Source organism: Nocardioides deserti, assembly GCF_014266025.1.
In the GTDB taxonomy this organism is placed as follows: Bacteria; Actinomycetota; Actinomycetes; order Propionibacteriales; family Nocardioidaceae; genus Nocardioides; species Nocardioides deserti.
The window spans coordinates 1-21,248 of record NZ_JACMYC010000025.1 but is presented as its reverse complement, the minus strand read 5'-3'; the positions used below and the strand labels follow the sequence as shown (position 1 = coordinate 21,248).

The window sequence follows — 21,248 nt, the reverse complement described above, 5'->3', positions numbered from 1 at the left end:
GACCGCCGCCTCACCAGCCCACTGCCCCGACCTCACCGCCAACCAGAACCGCCGACGATCTGCCCGCTCGATCCCCACTCCGCACCTCCACTACCCGTGGCGGTGCAACGACTCCCTGAACCCGCGGTCCGTTACTACCCCGACGACTGCCCGGGGGTCGACCGCGAGCGGCGGTCAGCCGACGGCGGTGGGGTGGTCGCCGGTGACGACGAAGACGACCCGGTTGGCGACCGAGACGGCGTGGTCGGCGATCCGCTCGTAGTACCGGCCGAGCAGGGCGATGTCGACGGCCGCCTCGACGCCGTGCTGCCAGTCGTCGGCGAGGAGCTCGGCGAAGCTGCGGCGGCGCAGCTGGTCCATCTCCTCGTCGGCGCGGCCGAGCGCGATGGCGGCGGCGACGTCGCGGCGGGTGATGATCTCGGCGACGCGCTGGACCATGTCCTCGGCCACGGTGGCCATCCGCTCGATGGTCGGCCGCACCTCGTCGGGGACCGCGATGCCGGGCACCCGCAGCCGCGCGATCTTGGCGACGTGCACCGACAGGTCGCCCATCCGCTCGAGCTCGCTGACCATCCGCAGCGCGGCCACGACCGTGCGCAGGTCGCCGGCGACCGGGGCCTGCAGGGACAGCAGCAGGAACGCCGCCTCCTCGACCTCCTCGCGGGCGCGGTCGATCTCGGCGTCGCCGCTGATGACCTTCTCCGCGAGCTCGGCGTCGCCGGTGAGCAGCGCGCGGGTGGCCTCGCCGACCGCGAGCTCGACCTGGCCGCAGATGCCGGCCAGGTCGGAGAAGACGGACTCGAGCTGCTCGTGGAAGACGTCGCGCATGAGGACGAGGGTGCGCCACCGGAGGCAACGGGCGGCGCTGCCACGGTGAACGCGGGATGAACGTTCGTGAACCGACCACGGGTGCGGCGTCCGGGACCCGAGAGCGGCCGTACGATCGCAGGTGTGGACCCGACGACGCAGGCCTTCCTGGCCGCGATCATCGGGGCCGTCGTCGGTGGCGCCGCCGTGCTGGCCTGGGCGGTCAGCGAGCGTCAGCAGCACCGCGTGCCGGTCAGCGAGCGGCCGGTGGTCCCGCCGGGCGTCGCGACCGTGCTGTCGGTGCTCCGCAGCAGCGGGGTCGTGGTCGACGAGTCCGACACGGTGCTCAAGGCCAGCGCGCCGGCGTACTCCCTGGGCCTGGTGCGCGGCGTCGCGCTGACCAGCGACGAGCTCGCGGAGCTGGTCCGGCAGGTACGCCGCGACGGGCACATCCGCGAGACCGAGCTGACCATCACCCGCCCCGGCGTCCCCGCCCGCTCGGTCAGCGCCCGGGTGGCCCCCCTCGGGTCGCGGCTGGTGCTCGTCCTGGTCGAGGACCGCACCAGGGAGCGGCGGGTCGAGGCGGTGCGGCGGGACTTCGTCGCGAACGTCAGCCACGAGCTGAAGACCCCGGTCGGGGCGATCCGGCTGCTCTCCGAGGCGGTCGCGGACGCGGCGGACGACCCGGAGGCGGTCAAGCGGTTCTCCGCCCGGATGCTGCTGGAGAGCGAACGGCTCGGACAGCTGGTGCAGCAGATCATCGAGCTGTCCCGGCTGCAGGGCGACGACCCGCTCGAGGCGCCGCAGCCGGTCGAGGTCGACCGGGTGATCGAGCTCGCCGTCGACACCAGCGCGATCGACGCCGACGCCAAGCGGATCGCCGTGGTCACCAGCGGCGCCCGCGGGCTGCGGGTGCTCGGCAACACCGACCAGGTCGCGGCCGCGGTCTCCAACCTGGTCGCGAACGCCGTGTCCTACTCCGAGCCCGACTCGACCGTGCTCGTCACCACCAAGGCCACCGACGACATGGTGGAGATCTCCGTGGTCGACCAGGGCATCGGCATCCCGAACGAGGAGATCGAGCGGATCTTCGAGCGCTTTTACCGCGTCGACCCCGCCCGTCACCGCTCCACGGGCGGCACCGGCCTCGGTCTCTCCATCGTCAAGCACGTCGCCGCCACCCACGGCGGCGAGGTGCGCGTGTGGTCGGTCGAGGGCCAGGGCTCGACGTTCACGCTCACGCTGCCCGCAACCGTCTCGGACCCTGCCGTCTCGGACCCCGTCAACCAGGAGGAACGCCCGTGACCCGGGTACTCGTCGTCGAGGATGAGGAGAGCTACAGCGACGCTCTCTCGTACATGCTGCGCAAGGAGGGTTTCGAGGTCGCCGTCGCGGCCGACGGCCACACCGCGCTGGCGGAGTTCGACCGCAACGGCGCCGACATCGTGCTGCTGGACCTGATGCTCCCCGGCATCCCCGGCACCGAGGTGTGCCGCACGATCCGGCAGACCTCCAACGTCCCGGTGATCATGGTGAGCGCCAAGGACGACGAGGTCGACAAGGTGGTCGGGCTCGAGCTCGGCGCCGACGACTACGTCACCAAGCCCTACTCCCCCCGCGAGCTCGTCGCCCGCATCCGCGCGGTCCTGCGCCGCGGGCAGGAGCCGGAGCTCGCGCCCGCCGCGCTCGAGGCCGGGCCGGTGCGGATGGACGTCGAGCGGCACGTCGTCACCGTCGACGGGGTCGAGCAGCGGCTGCCGCTCAAGGAGTTCGAGCTGCTGGAGATGTTCCTGCGCAACCCCGGCCGCGTGCTCACCCGCGGCCAGCTGATCGACCGGGTGTGGGGGTCGGACTACGTCGGCGACACCAAGACCCTCGACGTCCACGTCAAGCGGCTGCGCGCCAAGCTCGAGCCGGACCCGGGCGAGCCGAAGTACCTCGTCACCGTGCGCGGGCTGGGCTACAAGCTCGACCTGTAGCCCACCGGCGCTCAGCCGAGCAGCGGGTACGCCGCGTGGTCGCTCGGCGCTCGGCCGGTCGCCTGCAGCACCTGCTCCGCGGGGCTCGGCGCCGGCGCGAGTGGGCCGCCGTGGATCCGTTCGAGCACCTGCAGGGTGTGGTCCAGCGCAGCGGACGGCGGCTCGGCCCAGGCGTCGAGCAGGTGCACGGTCGCCTCGACGACCAGCGTCGACACCAGGTCGCGGACGGTCAGCACGTGACCCTGGGTCGCCACGAGCGCGTCCGGGTCTGCCGCCGCGGCGGCCCGTGCGGCCGCCCCCGAGGTCTCGTCCCACTCCGCGAGCAGGCCGGCGGTGCCGTCGTACGCCGCCGCGACCCGCACGACGAGGCGCGCGTGGGCCGCGCCGCCGTCGCCGACGTCGGGGCGGAAGGCCCGCCAGTACGTCACCGCATCGACGTCGGCTGGACCCTCCGCCGGCGTCGCCAGGGCCACGAGCGCGCGCCGGGCGTCGGACAGCTGGTGGAGGAGCAGCTCGCGCACGGTCCAGGCCTCCGCGCGGGACGGCCGGGCGAGCTCCTCCTCGGACCGCGTCCGGAGCCTCGCGGTGAACGCGGCGTACACCTCCTCGAGCACGCCGCACCGGTGCCCGCGCGCTCGGCGTGACGAACGTGGCAGGCGATCGCGCCTCGACGTCCGGAAACCGCGTGTCATCCGTCGGTGCCCGTCCCTACGCTTGGGTGGTGACGACCGGTACGACGACCCCGCAGCCCTCCTCCGCCACCGCCCCGGCCCCGGCCGACGGCGGTGCGCCGGCGTGGCTGCCGGTCGCGGCGGTCGGCGTGACGCTCGTGCTGTGGGCGTCGGCGTTCGTGGCGATCCGCCACCTCGCCGACGACTTCGGGCCGGGCTCGCTCTCGCTGGGGCGGTTGCTGGTCGGCTCGGTCGCGCTCTCGCTCTTCGTGCTCGGCCGGCGCCTCCCCCGCCCCACCGGCCGGCAGTGGATCTCGCTCGTGACCATCGGCGTGCTCTGGTACGGCGTCTACAACGTCGCCCTCAACGCCGGTGAGCACCGGGTCGACGCCGGCACCGCCGTCATGCTCATCCAGGTCTCGCCGGTGCTCATCGCGCTGCTGGCAGCCGTGTTCCTCTCCGAGCGGTTCACCATCTACCTCGCGCTCGGCCTCGCCCTCGCCTTCGCCGGCGTGGCCGTGATCGCGTTCTCGACCTCTGAGGCGGACAACCGCGACCCGCTCGGCGTGGTGCTGTGCCTGGTCGCCGCGCTCGTCTACTCGATCAGCCTGGTGCTCCAGAAGCCGCTGGTCGCCAAGCTCTCCGCTCTGCACGTCACGTGGCTGGCGTGCACCATCGGCGCGGTCGCCTGCCTGCCGTGGGCCGGTGAGCTGGTGCGCGAGGTCGGCGAGGCCCCGACCAGCTCGGTGCTGTGGGTCGTCTACCTGGGGATCTTCCCCACGGCGATCGCGTTCACGACGTACGCCTTCGCCCTGCAGCACATGACCGCCTCCAGCCTCGGCATCACGACCTACCTCGTCCCGCCGATCACCATCGTGCTGAGCGTGCTGCTGCTCTCCGAGGCCCCGCCGGCGATGGCGTACGCCGGTGGCGTGCTCGCGCTGGTCGGCGTCGCCGTCGCGCGGCGCAAGCCCCGCACCGCCGCGGTCGAGCCGGCACAGGGCTGACCGGGGGTTGGCCCGGCCGGCCTGACTGGGGTGGCCTGGCCCGGCTGGGATGGGTGCCGGGCGTCGACAACTGCGCAATTGCGCGGTTTCAGCGCCTGGGACGGCCGGAACTGCGACATTCCCGCGCAATTGAACGATCGTCGACGCCTCCGGGCCGGCCCGACGAGAGCGCCGACCCGGGCATGACCGGATGCTCCGGCGGGAAGGGTGCGGCCATGACGCGCCGCACCCCGAACGTCCCGCTCGAACCCGGCGAGCGGGTGCTCGACAGCTGGTTCGCCAACCACACCCAGCACGCGCAGCGCGCGACCGGCGGCCGGATGTGGCTCACCGACCGGCGGCTGCACTTCGAGCCGCACGGCGTCGACCGGGCACTGGCGGGCAAGACCTGGTCGGTGCCGCTGGCGGAGGTCGCGGAGGTCGGCACGACACCGGTGGACCTGCGGCACTTCTTCGGCGGCGGGCTCCGCCGGCGGCTGCGGGTGGTGCTGCGCGACGGCAGCGAGTGGTACTTCGTCCTCAACCGGCTCCGCACCCGGGTCGAGACCGTCCGCGCCGCCCTGCCCGCCGCCTGAGCGCCGGGCCGAGCGCCGGAGCGCTAGTTCAGGCTGCCGGCGGCGGTGTCGGCGTCGGGATCGGGGTCGTCGCCGGACTCCAGCCAGCCGCGGAACTCCTCGAGGTTGCGGGTGGACTCGCCGCGCAGCTTGCGCCACTCCCACTCCTTGCGGATGGAGGAGGCGAAGCCGAGCTCGAGGATGGCGTTGAACGACTCGTCGGCGTAGGACAGCACCGAGCCGAGCAGCCGGTCGAGCTCGTCCGGGCTGACCGAGGAGAGCGGCAGCCGGCCGTCGAGGTAGATGTCGCCGGTGCGGTCGACGGCGAAGGAGACGGCGTACATCCGCAGGTTGCGCTCGAGCAGCCAGCGGTAGACGCGCTCGTGGTTCTCGTCGGGGTTGCGGCAGACGAACGCGTGGACGCCGAGCGCGTGCTCGCCGACGTCGAGGCGGACGGCGGTCTGCAGCTTCTTCTCGCCGGGGAGGGTGAAGGAGAAGAGGCCCTCGCGGGTCTCCTCGAACTCGATCTCGTTCTCGGCCAGGTAGGACCGGACGGACTCGGCGGTCTGCTCGTTCACGCAGCGGCCTCCCGCATGCCGGCGCGTGCCCGGCGGTAGACGTCGAGGGTGGCGGCGGCGGTCGCCTCCCAGGAGAACTCCCGGGCCTGCGCGAGCGCGCCGGCGGCGAGCCGGTCGCGCAGGACGGGGTCGTCGACGACGCGGGCGAGCGCGCCGGCCCAGTCGCGGGCGTCGTGGCCCTCGACGAGCAGGCCGCTGCGGCCGTCGCGGACGACGGTGGTCAGCCCGCCCACGGCGGCGGCGAGGACCGGGGTGCCGCAGGCCTGGGCCTCGGCAGCGACGAGCCCGAAGGACTCGTTGTACGACGGCACGGCGACGGCCGTGGCGGCGGCGTACCAGCGGGCGAGCGTCGCCTGGTCGACCGGCGGCACGAAGCGCACCACGTCGGTGATGCCGAGCTCCGCGGCCAGCGCGGCGAGCGACTCGGGCCGGTCGAGCCCGGAGCCGGACGGGCCGCCCACGATCGGCACGACCAGCCGGGAGCGCAGGTCCGGCGAGCGGCGGAGCAGCTCGGCCACGGCCCGCAGCAGCACGTCGGGCGCCTTGAGCGGCTGGATCCGACCGGCGAAGAGCAGCACGTGCGCGTCGAGCGGCAGGTCGAGGGCGGCGCGCGCGGCGGCCCGGTCGGAGGGACGGAAGACCGACAGGTCGACGCCGGGGTGGACCACCTCGACGCGGCCCGGGTCGGCGTCGTACAGCTCGATCAGCTGCTTGGCCTCGAGGTCGGTGTTGGCGATGAGCGCGTCGGCCGCCTCGACCACCTGCTCCTCGCCGATGATCCGGGCGGTCGGCTCGGGGGCGTCGCCGGCGGCGAGCGCGGCGTTCTTGACCTTCGCCATCGTGTGCATCGAGTGCACGAGCGGCACGCGCCAGCGGTCGCGGGCGAGCGCCCCGACCTGGCCCGAGAGCCAGTAGTGGGAGTGCACGACGTCGTAGTGGCCGACCGGCTGGACCGCCTCGGCGCGCAGCACCTCGCGGGCGAAGACGCACAGCTGCGCGGGCAGCTCGAGCTTGGTCAGCCCCTCGAACGGCCCGGCGTGCACGTGGCGCACCGACACCCCGTCGTACGCCTGCACCACCGGCGGCAGCGCCGAGCTGGTCGCGCGGGTGAAGACGTCGACCTCGATGCCGTGCCGCGCCAGCCGCTTGGCGACCTCGACGACGTAGACGTTCATGCCGCCGGCGTCGCCGGTGCCAGGCTGGTCGAGGGGCGAGGTGTGCAGGCTGATCATCGCCAACCGCCTGATCCGGTCCACGCTCGTCCTTCCGCCGTCCGCCGGTTCTCCGGGAGCCAACCGGCGGAGGCCGTCGGTTGTTCCCGTCACCGGGTGTGGGCTCCGGTACCCGTTCGTCGACCGGCGCGCGCCTGTGACCGTGACCGCGCCCGCACCAGTCCGGTCACCGCCACGACGAGCAGCACCAGCCCGACCACGGCGTCGACCACGAGGCCGTCGCCGTCGCCGCGAAGCACCTCCAGCACCGACCAGACCAGCACCGGCAGCGCGAGGGCCACCACGACCTGCAGCCAGGCCACCTTCACCAGCGCGGCGCCGTACGCCGCGAGCGAGACGGCCAGCGCGACCAGGCCGAGCCAGTACGTCGCGTCGGCGGCGGCGCCGTCGGTGCTGCTGTCACCGAGCGGCCAGCGCGCCAGCCAGGCGAGGCCGCCGAGCGCGCCGGCGCACCGGGCGAGCAGGAGCAGGCGGGGCTGGGGCACGGCAGGCCAGTGTGCCAGCGGCCGGGCTGCCTCACGACAATGGTCCGCATGAGCGAGAGCCCCACCCCCCGTCGCACCGCCGTCGTCACCGGAGCCAGCAGCGGCATCGGCGCCGCGACCGCCCGGATGCTGGCCGCGGAGGGCTTCTCCGTCTTCTGCGCGGCCCGCCGGGCGGACCGGGTGGAGGCGCTGGCGGACGAGATCGGCGGCACCGCGGTGGTCTGCGACGTGACCTCCGAGGAGTCGGTCGCCGCGCTCGCCGAGCTGGTCGGCGGCCGGCTCGACGTGCTGGTCAACAACGCCGGCGGCGCGTTCGGGTCGACGCCGGTGGCGCAGGCCGACAGCGACGAGTGGCGGCGGATGTACGAGGTCAATGTCATCGGCCTGATGCAGGTCACCCGGGCGCTCCTGCCGGCGCTGGTCGCGAGCGGCGCCGGGATGATCCTCAACGTCGGGTCAACGGCCGGGCGGACCGCCTACGAGGGCGGCGCGGGCTACACCGCCGCCAAGCACGGCACCCAGGTCGTCACCGAGACGCTGCGCCTGGAGCTGTGGGACCAGCCGGTGCGGGTGTGCGAGATCGCGCCGGGGATGGTGAAGACCGACGAGTTCGCGCTGGTGCGGTTCGAGGGCGACCGCGAGAAGGCGGAGGCGGTGTACGCCGGCGTGGCCGAGCCGCTGACCGCCGAGGACGTCGCCGACGCGATCACCTGGATGGTCACTCGCCCGCCGCACGTCAACATCGACGAGCTGGTCATCCGCCCCCGCGCCCAGGCCGCCCAGCACAAGGTGCACCGCGTCTTCGAGTGACACCGGTTACCGATCGGTACACCCGGGGCCACTCGTCTGACAGGGTGGGCGCCATGCAGACGATCGGACTCCTCGGCGGGCTCGGCTGGAAGAGCAGCGCCGTCTACTACGAAGGCCTCAACCGCGGTGTCGAGGAGCGCCTCGGCGGGCTGCACTCCGCGCGCACCGTGCTCGCCTCGGTCGAGTTCGCCGAGGTCACCGAGCTGGCCGCGGCCGAGCGCTGGGACGACGTCGCCGCGCTCCTGGTCGCCGCCGCGCAGGGGGTGGAGCGGGCCGGTGCGGACTTCCTGCTGATGTGCACGACGGCGTACCACCAGGTCTTCGACCAGGTCGAGGCCGCCGTCGACGTACCTGTCCTCCACCTCGCCGACGTCGTCGCCGCCGCCTGCCAGGAGGCCGGCGTGTCGTCGGTGGGCTTCCTCGGGACCCGCTTCTCGATGACCCGGCCGTTCTTCACCGACCGGCTCGCGAGCCACGGCATCACCGTGCACGTGCCGGAGGAGAAGCACCACCAGGAGCTCGACGACATCGTGTACGGCGAGCTCGTCCACGGCCGCGTCCTCGACACCTCCCGCCGCCGCGTGGTGTCGGTGATCGACGAGCTCTGGGACGCCGGCGCCGCCGGGGTCGTCCTCGGCTGCACCGAGCTCGAGCTGCTCGTCAAGCAGGCCGACGCCGACATCCCCGTCTTCCCCTGCACCACGCTGCACGTGGCTGCCGCGCTCGACCGCGCGCTGGCGGGGTAGTAACGGACGTTCCTGACCTCCGCGGGGGTAGTGACGGACGTTCCTGACCGTTACTACCCCGGTGGCAGCCCCGGCGGCGGTGCCTGCACGGCGCCTCCAGGGAGCGCGGCCGCCGCGGGAGCGGTCAGTCGCCCAGCACCAGCTCCACGATCCGGCGCAGGTCGGGGGTGAGGCGGGGCTCGGGCACGACGGCGCGCTCGCCGCAGACGTCGAGGTCGTAGACGAAGGCGTCCGGCACCGCCGACACCTGCCCTACGCCGGCCAGGTCCACCCGCCCGACCAGCGACCGGAGCTCGGGCACGCGCGGGTCGTCGCGATCGGCGTCGAGGTCGACGGCGGCCTCGACGACCAGCCCGGCGAAGCCGCCGGTCCGGCGCACGACGACCCGCAGGCCGGGCGCTGGGGCCGCGGCCCGCGCGCCTGGCACGCCCGTCGCCCCCGGCACGACACCCACCTCCTGCCAAGCGTCGCGGACGGCGTCGGCGTGGGGGCCGGCGGCGAGCACCGTGGCGGCCGCGAACGACGCGAAGTCGCTCCGCGGGCCGACGTCGCCGCCGGTCAGCGCGTCGTACCAGATCCTCCCGGCGCCGGCCTCCGACGTGCCGCCGACCGCGAGCGCAGCGAGGTGGAAGGCGCGGTTGGGGATGCCGGAGTTGACGTGGACCCCGCCGTGGTCGTCGGTCGTCTCGACGTAGGCGTCGAGGTGCGCCGGCTGCGGGTCGCGGCCCAGCGCCGGGTCGTCGTACGCCGTGCCGGGCGCGGCCATGTCGCGCAGCCCGCGGGCGGCGACGCCCGGCCGGAACAAGCCCGCGCCGACGAGCCAGTCGCCCTCGGCCGCGGTCTGGCCGAGCAACCGCTGCTTGAGGCAGGCGGCGAAGGCGTCCGCGACGGACTCGTTGAGCGCGCCGGACTGGCCCTCGTAGACCAGCCCGGCGGTGTGCTCGACGACCGCGTGCGCGAGCTCGTGGCCGAGCACGTCGACCGGCTTGGTGAACCGTTCGAAGACCCGGCCGTCGCCGTCGCCGAAGACCAGCTGGGTGCCGTCCCAGAACGCGTTGGCGTAGCCCCGGCCGTAGTGCACCGTCACCGACACCGGCGCGCCGCGGCCGTCGTACGACGCCCGCCCGTAGGCCTCCTCGAACAGCGCCAGCGCCGCGGCGGTCCCCTCGGACGCCTCGTCGACCGCGAGGTCACCGGTCGGCGGGTCGCCGGCCGCGCGGCGGGGCGTGCCGGGAAGGTCGGTGCCGCCGCGCGCGTCGTGGACGGTCCAGGCGGCCGCCCGACCGGGTTCCGGCGGCGTGGCGGGCGCGACCGCGGCCCGGTGCGAACGGTGCCGGTCGTCGAGGCTCAGCCCGCCGGCGTACGCCGGGTCGGTGTCGACGAGGCGGCGCAGGAGGTACGGCGGGACGAACGTGCAGCAGGCCCGAGTCACGTCCGCCAGCGTGGACCATCCGGCCCGGACCGTCGAGGGCCGAGGCCGTCAAGGGCCCCGGGGACCGATGCGGCGGCCGGCGATGAGAGGGCTCTCGGCAAAGCTCGGGCCGATCACCATCTGCGGCGCCGGTCCGTGACGAAGACCACACACGCGGCAGGTCGCCGCGGACACGAGTGGAGGTTCGACATGCGCATCAACCGAAGGAGAGCAGCCGTGGCCGGCGCGACGCTGCTGAGCGGCGTCGTCGCCGCAGGTCTCGGCACGGCCGGCATGGTCTCGTCCGCATCCGGCGCCCCGACCGGTGTGGACGGGACCCAGGTCGTCGCCGACCTCAACCCGCTCAACAACTCGGGTGTCACCGGCAAGGCCAAGGTCGTCGTCGACGGGCGCAAGCTGCACGTCAAGCTCAATGCGCACCGGTTGGAGCCCGGCCTGCCGCACGCCCAGCACATCCACTTCGGCAAGCAGGCGCTCAACGAGTGCCCGAACGTCGAGATGGACGCGAACGGCGACTTCCGGCTGACCACGGCTGAGGGTCAGCCCGCCTACGGGCCGGTCCGGGTCTCGCTCACTGAGCGGGGCGACACCTCGGCCGACAGCACCCTGGCCGTCAACCGCTTCCCGACCGCGCCCGACGGCCACATCCACTACGAGCGCCACACCCGCACCAAGCAGTTCGTCGCCAACGGCATCAAGCGCGGCAACGCCGTCGTGGTCATCCACGGTGTGGACTACAACAACAACGGCGAGTACGACTTCCGCTCCGCCGGGCGCAGCGAGCTCGACCCCGCCCTGCCCGCAGAGGCCACCGACCCCGCCACCTGTGGTGTCCTCCGCCTGAAGTGATCGGAGCGCGCGGGCGCCGGCCTCGGTCGGCGCCCGTGTGCATCAGGACGGCACGCGGTCGGGCGGGAAGCCGCCGGTGGCGACGGGGCCCCAGGAGGTGGGAGTGATCCGGAGCAGCGACTTGCCCTGCCTACGCATCGCCTGGCGGTACTCCTCCCAGTCGGGGTGCTCGCCGGAGATGCACCGGAAGTACTCGACCAGCCCGTCCTCGGCCTCGGCAGACGGCATGTCGAGCACCTCGCAGGTGCCGTCGACCTGCACCCAGGCGTCGTCCCACTCGTCGGAGAGGACGAGCACGGAGCAGCGGGGGTCGCGGCGCAGGTTCACGGCCTTGGCGCGGTCGGGGTAGGTCGAGACGACGACCCGCCCGTCGGCGGAAACCCCGCCGGTCACCGGGGAGAGCTGCGGGCGGCCATCGGAGCGGAAGGTGAGGAGCACCAGGTGGTGGCGGGTGCGGACGAAGTCGAGCAGCTCGGGCAGGTCGACGCGGGTGTTCGTGGCGATGGACGGCATGGGTCCACGGTGCCCGGGGGCGCTCCTGACGATGCGAGTCGATGCGGCAGGCGCCCCTAGACTCGACGAGGCCCTCTCGCGGCCCCGCTGTCCTGCAGCACCTGACTTGACTCCCGACGGAAGCGACGTACCACACCCATGCCCGGAACCACCGCCCGCACGGACCTGCGCAACGTCGCCATCGTCGCGCACGTCGACCACGGCAAGACCACGCTGGTCGACGCCATGCTGCGCCAGGCCGGCGCCTTCACCGCGCACCAGGCCGAGAGCGTCGCCGAGCGGGTCATGGACTCCGGCGACCTCGAGCGCGAGAAGGGCATCACCATCCTCGCGAAGAACACCGCGGTCCACTACGCCGGTCCGGCCGCCGGTGGCGAGCCGATGACGATCAACATCATCGACACCCCCGGCCACGCCGACTTCGGCGGCGAGGTCGAGCGCGGCCTGTCGATGGTCGACGGCATCGTGCTGCTGGTCGACGCCTCCGAGGGCCCGCTCCCCCAGACCCGCTTCGTGCTCCGCAAGGCGCTCAACGCCGACATGCCGGTGATCCTCGTCGTCAACAAGACCGACCGCGGCGACGCGCGGATCGCGGAGGTCGTGGACGAGACCTACGAGCTGTTCATGGACCTGCTCGACGACAGCCACAGCCAGGAGGCGCTCGACTTCCCGGTCGTCTACGCCTCGGGCCGCGCCGGCGTCGCGGGCCTCGAGCAGCCGGCCAACGGCGAGCTGCCGGACAGCCCGGACCTCGAGCCGCTGTTCAAGACCATCCTCGAGACCATCCCGGCCCCGATGTACGACGAGGGCGCGCCGCTCCAGGCCCACGTCACCAACCTCGACTCCTCGCCGTTCCTCGGCCGCCTCGCGCTGGTCCGGGTCCACCAGGGCGTGCTGAAGAAGGGCCAGCAGGTCGCGTGGATGAAGCGCGACGGCTCGGTCAACCGCGTCAAGATCACCGAGCTGCTCGTCACCGAGGGCCTCGAGCGAAAGCCCGGCGAGTCCGCCGGCCCCGGCGACATCGTCGCGATCGCCGGCATCCCCGACATCACCATCGGCGAGACGCTGGCCGACCCGGAGAACCCGGTCGCGCTGCCGCTCATCCACGTCGACGAGCCGGCCATCTCGATGACGATCGGCACCAACACCAGCCCGCTGGTCGGCCGGGTCAAGGGCTCGAAGGTCACCGCCCGCCTGGTCAAGGACCGCCTCGACTCCGAGCTGATCGGCAACGTGTCGCTGCGCGTCCTGCCCACCGAGCGCCCCGACGCCTGGGAGGTCCAGGGCCGCGGCGAGCTGGCGCTGGCGATCCTCGTCGAGCAGATGCGCCGCGAGGGCTTCGAGCTGACCGTCGGCAAGCCCCAGGTGGTCACCCGCGAGGTCGACGGCAAGGTCCACGAGCCGGTCGAGCGCCTCACGATCGACGCGCCCGAGGAGTACCTCGGCACGATCACCGAGCTGCTCGCCGCCCGCAAGGGCCGCATGGAGCAGATGACCAACCACGGCACCGGCTGGGTCCGGATGGAGTTCCTGGTCCCCGCGCGCGGCCTCATCGGCTTCCGCACCCAGTTCCTCACCGAGACCCGCGGCACCGGCATCGCCCACCACATCTTCGAGAAGTACGAGCCGTGGGCCGGCGAGATCCGCTCGCGCAACAACGGCTCGCTGGTCGCCGACCGCAAGGGCGCGGCGACGGCCTACGCCATGACGTCGCTGCAGGAGCGCGGCGTGATGTTCGTGGAGCCGACCACCGAGGTCTACGAGGGCATGATCGTCGGCGAGAACTCCCGCGCCGACGACATGGACGTCAACATCACCAAGGAGAAGCAGCAGACCAACATCCGGTCCGCCACCTCCGACAACTTCGAGAAGCTCATCCCGCCGAAGAAGCTCTCCCTCGAGCAGTGCCTGGAGTTCTGCCGCGACGACGAGTGCGTCGAGGTCACCCCCGAGATGGTGCGCATCCGCAAGGTGATCCTGGACGCCAACGAGCGGGCGAAGATCGCCTCGCGCGCCCGGAAGTCGAAGTAAGCACCGACCCCGGTCGGCTCCTCCTGCCGACCCTCGCGCTGCTGACCACGGTGACCGCCGTGGTCAGCAGCCTCGGCGCACCCCTGGTCCCCGCGATCGCGGCCGACCGCGGCGTCCGGCTCGAGGACGCCCAGTGGACGCTCACCGCCGCCCTGGTCGCCGGCGCGGTCAGCACGCCGGTGGTCGGGCGGCTCGGCAGCGGTCGGCTGCGACGGCCGACGGTGCTGGCCGGGCTCGCCGTCGTGACGGTGGGTACGGCGATCTCCGCGCTGCCGCTCGGCTTCGCGTGGCTGGTGGCCGGGCGGGCGCTCCAGGGCGTCGGCATGGCGCTGGTGCCGCTCGCGCTGGCGATCGCCCGCGACGTGGTGCCCCCGGCCCGGCTGCCGGGGGTGATCGGCTTCCTGTCGGTGACGACCGTGGCCGGCGCGGGGCTCGGCTACCCGGTCACGGCGCTGGTGGCCGACGCCGGCGGTCTCCCCGCGGCGTACCTCCTCGGGACGGGGCTGGTCGGGCTCACCCTCGCGCTGGCGTGGTTCGTCGTGCCCGCCGACGCCGGGGCCGAGCCGGCCGCGGTCGACTGGCTCGGTGCGCTGCTCGTGGCGCTCGGCCTGGTCGGTCTGCTGCTGGCGGTCAGCCGCGGCGAGGTGTGGGGCTGGACCTCCCCGGTGACGCTCGGGCTGGCCGCGGCCGGGCTGACGCTGCTGGCCCGGTGGGTCCGGCGCACGCTGCGGTCGGCGACGCCGCTGGTCGACCTGCGCCTGGCGACCCGGCCGGGGCTCGCCGGGCCGAACCTCGTGGCGGTGGTCGCCGGCACGGGGATGTACGCCCTGCTCACGCTGGTGATGGTGCTCGTGCAGGCCGACCCGGCCGCGACCGGCGGCTGGGGGCTCGGCCACCCGGTGGCGGTCGCCGGCCTGGCACTGGTGCCGTACTCCGTGCTGAGCGTGCTCGGCAGCCGCCTCGCCCGCGCCGTCGGCCACCGGCTCGGCACGCACGTCCTGCTGCCGACCGGGTGCGCGCTGTTCGGCGCCGCGACGGTCGGCCTCGCGTTCGCGCACGGCGGGCTGGCGGTCGTGCTGGCGTGGATGGCGCTGGGCGGGCTGGGCAGCGGCTTCACGTTCTCCTCGCTGGCGGTGCTGATGGTGCCGCACGTGCCGGCCGCGGAGACCGGCAGCGCGATGGCCTTCAACCAGGTGCTGCGGTACGTCGGCTTCTCGGTCGGCAGCGCGGTCAGCGTCGCCCTCATGGCCGCGATCGGTGGCGGGCCGGGCGAGGCCGGCTTCCGCGGGACGCTCCTCGCCGTCACCGGTGTCTGGGTGGTCGCCGCGCTCGCCGCCGCCCGCCTCGTGCGGCCCAACGTGCGGCCCAGCGTGCGCCCGGGCGCTCGCTGAGCAGCACGAGGCCGAGGCGGGTCAGTCCTCGACGCCGATGTCCTCGTTCCACAGCGACGGGTGGTCGCGGATGAAGCCGCCCATGAAGTCGATGCACTCCGGGTCGTCGAGCACGACGACCTCGACGCCGCGGGAGCGCAGGTAGTCCTCGCCGCCGACGAAGTTGCGGTTCTCGCCGATCACCACGCGCGGGATGCCGTAGAGCAGGATCGCGCCGGTGCACATGTCGCACGGCGAGAGCGTGGTCACCATCGTCGAGGCGGCGTAGACGCCGGCCGGCAGCCGGCCGACGTTCTCCAGGCAGTCGGTCTCGCCGTGGCGGGTCGCGCTCTCCATCTGGACGCGGCGGTTGCGGCCGGTGCCGAGCACGGTGCCGTCGGCCTGCACGAGGGCCGCGCCGATGGGGATGCCGCCCTCGGCGAGACCGGCGCGGGCCTCGGCGACGGCGTGGGCGAGCAGGTCGGCGTCGGTCGGGGGTGCGTCGTTCACGTGGGTCTCCGTTCGGGAGGTGGGGGGCTCAGGAGTGGAGGGCTGGAGGCGGGCGCCTCAGGCCCGGCGGTAGGCCTTGAGGTAGGAGCCGGGGTAGCGCACGGTGCGCCCGCCGATCGCCAGGGCGGCGATGACGGCGAGGTAGGGCAGCGCGAGCATCAGCTCGCCGGGCACCGCGTCGAAGGCGGAGGTGATCGCCAGCTGCAGCTGCAGGGCGTCCATCCCGGCGAAGATCAACGCGCCGAGGACGGCCGGCCAGACCCGCCAACGGGCGAAGATGACCAGCGCGATGCACACCCAGCCGCGCCCGCTGACGATGTCGAGCGTGAAGCTGCCCAGCACCGCGAGGGTCAGGAACGCCCCGCCGATCGCCATCAGCGCGCTGCCGACCATCAGGGCGACGTACCGCGTGGCCGTGACGGAGATGCCGGCGACGTCCGCGGCCTCGAAGCTCTCCCCCACCGCGTGCAGGCGCATGCCGAGCCCGGTGGAGCGCAGCACCCACCAGGTGACGGGCGCCAGCACGAGGAACCCGACGTAGGTCAGCCAGTGCTGGGCGAGCACGTCGGTGCCGCGGAAGAGCACGGCGAACTTGTCGTCCAGGGTGGGCCGGTCGCCGGCGTAGAGCAGCCGGAAGGTGAACTCGCAGATCGCGATGAGCAGCAGCGTCAGGCCCAGGCCGGAGACGTGCTGGTTGAGGCCGAGCGTGACGACGAAGAACGCCATCAGGGCGCCGGCCACGACGCCGGAGACGACCGCGGCGAGCAGGCCGACCCACGGGGACCCGCTGCGGGCGGCGGCGAGGAACCCGATGAAGGCGCCGAGGTACATGGTCCCCTCGATGCTGAGGTTCAGCACGCCGCTGCGCTCGGTGATGAGCTCGCCGATCCCCGCCCACACCAGGGGCGTCGCGATGGTGAGCATGGCGCCGATGAGCGCCAGCAGGTTGATGCTCATCGGGAGCCTCCTGATCGTGAGCGAGGCCGCCACTGGAGGCGGTAGCGGCGCCAGCTCATCGCCGAGAGCACCGCCAGGAGCAGCAGCGCGCTGAACATCGCGCCGAGCTGGGCCGGGACCTGGAGGACCAGCGAGACGTTCTGCGCGCCGACGGAGATGTCGCCGAGCAGCAGGGCGACCAGCACGACGCCGATCGCGCCGAGGCCGCCGAGGGTGGCGACGATGACGCCGGTGTAGCCGTAGCCGTCGCTGATGCCGGCGGTCAGCTGGTGCTGCACGCCCATCACCTGCGAGGCGCCGCCGAGCCCGGCGATCGCTCCGGAGACCAGCGCGCAGCGCCACTGCAGCCGGCCGACGTCCACGCCGCTGAACTCCGCGGCGCGAGGGGCCTGACCGGCGGCCTTGATCCGGACGCCGGTCGCGGTGCGGGCGAGCACGACACCGGCGACGACGATGACGACGACCGCGACGCCGAAGCCCCAGTGGACCCGGCTGTCGGGGATGAGCGCCGGCAGGTCGAAGCCGGACCCGAGCCGGTCGGAGTCGGTGAAGCCGCTGCTGGAGTTGCGCCACGGGCCGTTGAGCAGGCCCTGCACCACCAGCAGCGCGACCGGGTTGAGCAGCAGCGTGGTGACGACCTCGTCGATGCCGGCGCGGCGCTTGAGCCAGGCCGGGACCACCGCCCACAGCAGCCCGCCGGCGGCTCCGGCGAGGAAGCCGAGCGGCAGCGCGACGGGCGCGGGCAGGTCGGTGAACGTGGTGCCGACCCAGGTGGTGCCGATCGCGCCGAGGAGGAACTGGCCCTCGGCGCCGATGTTCCAGTAGCCGGCCCGGAAGGCGATGGCCACCGCGATGCCGGTGAACAGCAGCGGCGTCGCGGTCAGCAGCACCTCGTGCAAGCCGGAGGTCGAGGTGAGCGGGGTGACGAGATAGCGCTCGTACGCCGCCAGCGGCGCCGCCCCGGCGAGCCGGATCGGCACGGCGGTCAGCGCGAGGGTCACCAGCACGGCGACGAGCACCGCCACCGGGGCCAGCCAGCGCGGCTCGTGGCCGCGCAGCACGAACTTCACGACGATCCTCCTCCGGCCATCAGGACGCCGAGCCGGTCCGGCGACGCCTCGGCGACCGGCATCTCGCCGACCACCTCGCCGCGGAACAGCACGACGACGCGGTCGCTGAGCGCGCGCAGCTCGTCGAGGTCCTCGGAGACCAGCAGCACGCCGGCGCCCTCGGTGCGCAGCTCGTCGAGCTGCTGGTGGACGTAGCGGTAGGCGCCGATGTCGAGGCCGCGGGTGGGCTGGGCGACGACGAGGACCCGTGGCCGCCGCGCGAGGGCGCGGGCCAGCAGGACCTTCTGCATGTTGCCGCCCGAGAGCGTCGCGACCGCGTCGGCCGGGCGGGCGCGGATGTCGAAGCGCTCGATCATCGCCTCGGCGTGCGCGCGGACCGCCTTGCGGTCCAGCAGGCCGCGACGGGTGTAGGCGGGGAGGTCCTCGAGGACGAGGTTCTGCTCCACGCTCATCTGCGGGACGACGCTGCCGCGGCGGTCCTCGGTGAGCCGGCCGAGCCCGGCGGCCAGGCGCCTGCCGACGTCGGCCGAGGTCACGTCCTGGCCGTCGACCTCGAGCGTGCCGGAGGTGACCGGCAGGGTGCCGCTGAGCACCTCGACCAGCTCGGTCTGGCCGTTGCCGGAGACGCCGGCGAGACCGACGATCTCGCCGGCGCGGACGGCGAGGTCGATGCCGCTGAGCAGGTCGCGGCCGCCGCGGCTCACGGTGAGGCCGGTCAGGCGGAGCACCGGCTCGCCGGTGGTGCCCGTTGTGGTGCCCGTGGTGGTGCCTGGGGTCGGGCTCGCGGCCGTGGTGGTGGCGGACGCGGCGGGCTGGTCGGTGGGGACTTCCATGCCGACGGCCGCCTCGAGCTCGGAAGGCTCCGCGGCCGGCGTCGCGGTGGCGGCCGCGACCTCGTCGGTGCTGCCGCCCATCATCAGCGCGGCGAGCTCCTCGTCCCGCACCGTCGCGGTGACCCGGTCCCCGACCAGCCGCCCGCGGCGGAGGACGACGACACGGTCGGAGATCTCAGCGACCTCCCGCAGCTTGTGGGAGACGACCAGGATGCCCAGGCCCGCGGTCCGCAGGCGGCGTACGGTCTCGAAGAGCGCGCGGACGTCCTGCGGCGTCAGCACGGCCGTCGGCTCGTCGAGGATGACGACCCGGCAGTCGTGGAAGAGCGCCTTGACGATCTCCACCCGCTGCCGCTCGCCGATCGAGAGCGAGCCGACGAGCCGGTCGGGGTCGAGGCTGACCCCGACCCGCTCCATCGCCTCGACGACCCGGCGGCGGGTCTCGGCGCGGTCGACGCGGCCGAGCCCCGTGCCCGAGAGCGCGACGTTGTCGGTGACCGTCATGGTCTCCACGAGCGAGAACTCCTGGGTGACCATGCCGATGCCGGCGGCCATCGCGTCCTTCGGCGAGGAGATGTCGAGCGGCCGGCCGTCGACGGCGACCGTGCCCGCGTCGGGCCGGACCAGGCCGTAGACGACCTTCATCAGCGTGGACTTCCCGGCGCCGTTCTCCCCGAGCATGGCGACCACCTCACCGGGCGCGACGCGCAGCGAGACGTCGTCGTTGGCGAGGAGGTCGCCGTACCGCTTGGTGATGCCGGTCAGCTCGAGGAGGGGACGGGCCACGGTGTCCGTGGCTCCGCCGGTCACTTCTTCGACACGTCGATCGAGCTCGCGGGGGCGGACTCGTCCACGGGCGTGGTGAAGCTGCCGTCCATGATCGCGGCCTGCTTCTCCTCGACCTTCGTCACCAGGTCCTCCGGCACGCCGTCGGCGGTGCTGGTGGCGATGTCGGTGTTGATCTCGGCAAGCTCGCTGCCGCCGACCTTCATGAAGGAGAACTCGCCCAGGTCGACCGCCTGCGGCTCGCCGGTGGCCTGCTCGATGACCGCGTCGACGGTCGGCCGCATGTGCCAGATCAGGGAGGTGACGACGTGGTCGGGAGCCTCCTCCTCCTGGTCGACCATCATGCCGACGACCGGGATGTCGGCCTCCTCGGCGGCGGCGATCACGCCGTCGCGCTCGGCGAACAGCACGTCGGCACCGGCGGACACGTGCGCCTGCGCGGCCTGCTTGGCGGCGGCGGGGTCGAAGAAGCTGTTGATGAAGGAGACCTTCACCGTCGCCTGCGGGTTGGTCTCCTTCACGCCGAGCACGAAGGCGTTGACGATGCGGTTGACCTCGGGGATCGGCATGGCGCCGACGATGCCGATGGTGTCGCTCTCGGTCAGGCCGCCGGCGAGCATGCCGGCGAGGTACGCCGGGTCCTGGAGCCAGTTGTCGAAGACGCTCATGTTCGGCTCGACCGGGTCCTCGCCGGAGCCGAAGGCGAACGGGATGTCCGGGAACTCCGCGGCGACCTTGCGCACCGCTTCCTCGGCCGCGAACGCGTCACCGATGATCGCGTCGGGCTCCTCGTTCGAGGCGATGTCGCGCAGGCCGCGCTCCATCGCGTCGGAGGTGCTGAGGTCGTCAACGTGCTTGTAGCGGATCTCGCCGTCGTCCGCGGCCGACTGCAGCGCGGCGTGGATCGCGCCGTCCCAGGGCTCCTCGAGCGGGGTGGCGTAGACGCCGTAGATGAGCGGCAGGTCCTCGGAGCCGTCGGCCTCCTCGCCGGTGGAGCCGCCGCAGGCCGACGCCGCGAGGGCGAGCGCGCCGACGACGGCGACCGCTGCCCAGGTGCGGCGGAGCGGGGAGCGGCGCGGGGACCGACGGGGTCGGGATGCAGGAGTGACGTTCATGGGGACCACCTCGGATGACCTCGGACAGGACTGCTCTGGGACTGCTACCGGACTGTCGTGCTGCTGCTCGGCGGGGCCGGCTCGGCCAGTCAAGCGCTGGTCCGAGCGGCGCGGCAAGGGACACGGCGTCTCTTTTCCCAGCACTTGTCCTGACACCGTGTCGGGTGCGGCCGATTTCCGCCAGGATCGGAAACATGGCGTTCACGGTGCAGCACCTGCTCGAAATGCCCCTCCTGCGGCGGGCCCGACCCGAGGTGCTGGTCGGGGGCGACCTGGGCGCCCGCGAGGTGCGCTGGGTGCACACCTCGGAGATCTACGGGATCTCCCCGCTGCTCAAGGGCGGCGAGGTGCTGTTGACCACCGGCCTGGGCCTGGTCGGCCAGGGTGCGCCGGCGATCGAGGCGTACGTCGCGTCGCTGGCCGCGCAGGGCGTGGCGGCGCTGCTCTTGGAGCTCGGTCGGACGTTCACCACCCCGCCCGAGGAGCTCGTCGCCGCGGCCCGGGCGCACGGGCTGCCGCTCGTCGCGCTGCACGGGGTGGTGCCGTTCATCGAGGTGACCGAGGCGGTCCACCCGATGCTGATCACCGGCGAGCTGGACGTGCTGCGCCGGGTCGACGAGGTCACCGCCCGGCTGCACGAGGCGCTCGCCGGCGGCACCAGCGGGCCGGAGCTGGTGGCCCTCGTCGCGGAGTGCTGCGCCACGACGGCCGGGGTCTACTCCCCCGACGGCACGCTGCTGCTCGGCGAGGACGTGCGGGCGGGCGGGCCGCTCGGGAGCCCGATGGGACCGCCCGACGGCCCGCCCGGGGTGGCCGGGGGCCCGCCGGTCGAGGCATCGGTCGGTCGGCACCCGTGGGCGACCCTCGCGCTGGCCGACACCCGCGAGCCGGCCCTCCCCCGGCTCGCCGTGCT

General features: G+C 73.5%; 22 protein-coding genes. 10 read left to right on the top strand and 12 right to left on the bottom strand.

Translation table 11 applies throughout. The features are described 5' to 3' along the window. Positions 1–174 precede the first annotated feature (174 nt). The gene (gene phoU / locus H7344_RS19740) at positions 175–828 is read right to left on the bottom strand and encodes a phosphate signaling complex protein PhoU (protein WP_186347698.1); all 654 of its coding nucleotides are present in this window, start codon (positions 826–828) and stop codon (positions 175–177) included. Between the two features lie 123 nt (positions 829–951). On the opposite strand from phoU, the gene H7344_RS19735 reads away from it, so the two are divergent. Continuing rightward, positions 952–2,112 carry a sensor histidine kinase gene (locus H7344_RS19735; protein ID WP_186347697.1) on the top strand — a complete coding sequence of 387 codons (1,161 nt, stop codon included), beginning with the start codon at positions 952–954 and terminating at the stop codon, positions 2,110–2,112. Further along, entirely contained in the window at positions 2,109–2,786 is a 678-nt protein-coding gene (locus tag H7344_RS19730) for a response regulator transcription factor (protein WP_186347696.1), read from the top strand. Before H7344_RS19735 ends, H7344_RS19730 begins: the two co-directional genes overlap by 4 nt. Positions 2,787–2,797: 11 nt before the next feature. Here H7344_RS19730 and H7344_RS19725 read toward each other — a convergent pair whose 3' ends face one another. Beyond that, positions 2,798–3,400: a maleylpyruvate isomerase N-terminal domain-containing protein gene (locus tag H7344_RS19725; protein ID WP_186347695.1), complete on the bottom strand. Its 603-nt coding sequence runs from the start codon at positions 3,398–3,400 to the stop codon at positions 2,798–2,800. Positions 3,401–3,507: 107 nt separating this feature from the next. Between H7344_RS19725 and H7344_RS19720 the strand changes: the two genes are divergently transcribed. Both H7344_RS19720 and H7344_RS19715 read left to right on the top strand, forming a co-directional pair. Continuing rightward, positions 3,508–4,464 carry a DMT family transporter gene (locus H7344_RS19720; protein ID WP_186347694.1) on the top strand — a complete coding sequence of 319 codons (957 nt, stop codon included), beginning with the start codon at positions 3,508–3,510 and terminating at the stop codon, positions 4,462–4,464. Positions 4,465–4,679: 215 nt separating this feature from the next. Next, on the top strand, positions 4,680–5,039 hold the full coding sequence (locus H7344_RS19715) for a hypothetical protein (protein ID WP_186347693.1): 360 nt from the start codon (positions 4,680–4,682) through the stop codon (positions 5,037–5,039). Positions 5,040–5,062: 23 nt separating this feature from the next. Here the strand turns inward: H7344_RS19715 and H7344_RS19710 are convergent, their stop codons facing one another. From H7344_RS19710 to H7344_RS19700, 3 genes are all read right to left on the bottom strand, one after another. Beyond that, the gene (locus H7344_RS19710) at positions 5,063–5,596 is read right to left on the bottom strand and encodes a type III secretion system chaperone family protein (RefSeq protein ID WP_186347692.1); all 534 of its coding nucleotides are present in this window, start codon (positions 5,594–5,596) and stop codon (positions 5,063–5,065) included. Beyond that, the gene (mshA, locus tag H7344_RS19705) at positions 5,593–6,828 is read right to left on the bottom strand and encodes a D-inositol-3-phosphate glycosyltransferase (protein WP_186347691.1); all 1,236 of its coding nucleotides are present in this window, start codon (positions 6,826–6,828) and stop codon (positions 5,593–5,595) included. Before mshA ends, H7344_RS19710 begins: the two co-directional genes overlap by 4 nt. Positions 6,829–6,917: 89 nt before the next feature. Continuing rightward, entirely contained in the window at positions 6,918–7,313 is a 396-nt protein-coding gene (locus H7344_RS19700; RefSeq protein ID WP_186347690.1) for a hypothetical protein, read from the bottom strand. Positions 7,314–7,361: 48 nt separating this feature from the next. Between H7344_RS19700 and H7344_RS19695 the strand changes: the two genes are divergently transcribed. Together H7344_RS19695 and H7344_RS19690 are read left to right on the top strand one after the other, a co-directional pair. Then, positions 7,362–8,123, top strand: coding sequence for an SDR family oxidoreductase (locus tag H7344_RS19695; protein ID WP_186347689.1), 762 nt, complete (start codon positions 7,362–7,364; stop codon positions 8,121–8,123). 53 nt (positions 8,124–8,176) lie between these two features. Continuing rightward, on the top strand, positions 8,177–8,869 hold the full coding sequence (locus H7344_RS19690) for an aspartate/glutamate racemase family protein (protein WP_186347688.1): 693 nt from the start codon (positions 8,177–8,179) through the stop codon (positions 8,867–8,869). Positions 8,870–8,993: 124 nt separating this feature from the next. Here H7344_RS19690 and H7344_RS19685 read toward each other — a convergent pair whose 3' ends face one another. Next, entirely contained in the window at positions 8,994–10,301 is a 1,308-nt protein-coding gene (locus H7344_RS19685) for a protealysin inhibitor emfourin (protein WP_229707210.1), read from the bottom strand. Positions 10,302–10,517: 216 nt separating this feature from the next. On the opposite strand from H7344_RS19685, the gene H7344_RS19680 reads away from it, so the two are divergent. Next, positions 10,518–11,150, top strand: a complete 633-nt coding sequence (locus tag H7344_RS19680; protein WP_186347687.1) for a CHRD domain-containing protein — start codon at positions 10,518–10,520, stop codon at positions 11,148–11,150. Positions 11,151–11,192: 42 nt separating this feature from the next. Here H7344_RS19680 and H7344_RS19675 read toward each other — a convergent pair whose 3' ends face one another. Then, positions 11,193–11,663, bottom strand: coding sequence for a PPOX class F420-dependent oxidoreductase (locus tag H7344_RS19675; protein WP_186347686.1), 471 nt, complete (start codon positions 11,661–11,663; stop codon positions 11,193–11,195). Between the two features lie 138 nt (positions 11,664–11,801). On the opposite strand from H7344_RS19675, the gene typA reads away from it, so the two are divergent. Both typA and H7344_RS19665 read left to right on the top strand, forming a co-directional pair. Then, positions 11,802–13,694, top strand: coding sequence for a translational GTPase TypA (gene typA, locus H7344_RS19670; RefSeq protein ID WP_186347685.1), 1,893 nt, complete (start codon positions 11,802–11,804; stop codon positions 13,692–13,694). Beyond that, positions 13,595–15,085 (top strand): MFS transporter, encoded by a 1,491-nt coding sequence (locus tag H7344_RS19665; RefSeq protein ID WP_268238560.1) that lies wholly within the window; start codon positions 13,595–13,597, stop codon positions 15,083–15,085. The genes typA and H7344_RS19665 overlap by 100 nt, the downstream gene beginning before the upstream one ends. A 21-nt stretch (positions 15,086–15,106) precedes the next feature. On the opposite strand, the gene H7344_RS19660 is transcribed toward H7344_RS19665, so the two are convergent. From H7344_RS19660 to H7344_RS19640, 5 genes are read right to left on the bottom strand one after another with little or no spacing between them, the layout of a single operon-like run. Next, positions 15,107–15,574: a nucleoside deaminase gene (locus H7344_RS19660; RefSeq protein ID WP_186347683.1), complete on the bottom strand. Its 468-nt coding sequence runs from the start codon at positions 15,572–15,574 to the stop codon at positions 15,107–15,109. Between the two features lie 57 nt (positions 15,575–15,631). Next, positions 15,632–16,531 (bottom strand): ABC transporter permease, encoded by a 900-nt coding sequence (locus H7344_RS19655; RefSeq protein WP_186347682.1) that lies wholly within the window; start codon positions 16,529–16,531, stop codon positions 15,632–15,634. Then, positions 16,528–17,601 (bottom strand): ABC transporter permease, encoded by a 1,074-nt coding sequence (locus H7344_RS19650; RefSeq protein ID WP_186347681.1) that lies wholly within the window; start codon positions 17,599–17,601, stop codon positions 16,528–16,530. The genes H7344_RS19655 and H7344_RS19650 overlap by 4 nt, the downstream gene beginning before the upstream one ends. Then, complete coding sequence (locus tag H7344_RS19645) at positions 17,598–19,220, bottom strand: ABC transporter ATP-binding protein (RefSeq protein ID WP_229707211.1); 1,623 nt, start codon at positions 19,218–19,220, stop codon at positions 17,598–17,600. The genes H7344_RS19650 and H7344_RS19645 overlap by 4 nt, the downstream gene beginning before the upstream one ends. Positions 19,221–19,240: 20 nt before the next feature. Then, entirely contained in the window at positions 19,241–20,335 is a 1,095-nt protein-coding gene (locus tag H7344_RS19640) for a BMP family protein (RefSeq protein ID WP_186347679.1), read from the bottom strand. Positions 20,336–20,529: 194 nt separating this feature from the next. Between H7344_RS19640 and H7344_RS19635 the strand changes: the two genes are divergently transcribed. Continuing rightward, positions 20,530–21,248, top strand: a 719-nt coding sequence (locus H7344_RS19635; RefSeq protein ID WP_186347678.1) for a PucR family transcriptional regulator ligand-binding domain-containing protein, incomplete at its 3' end; no start/stop codon positions are given.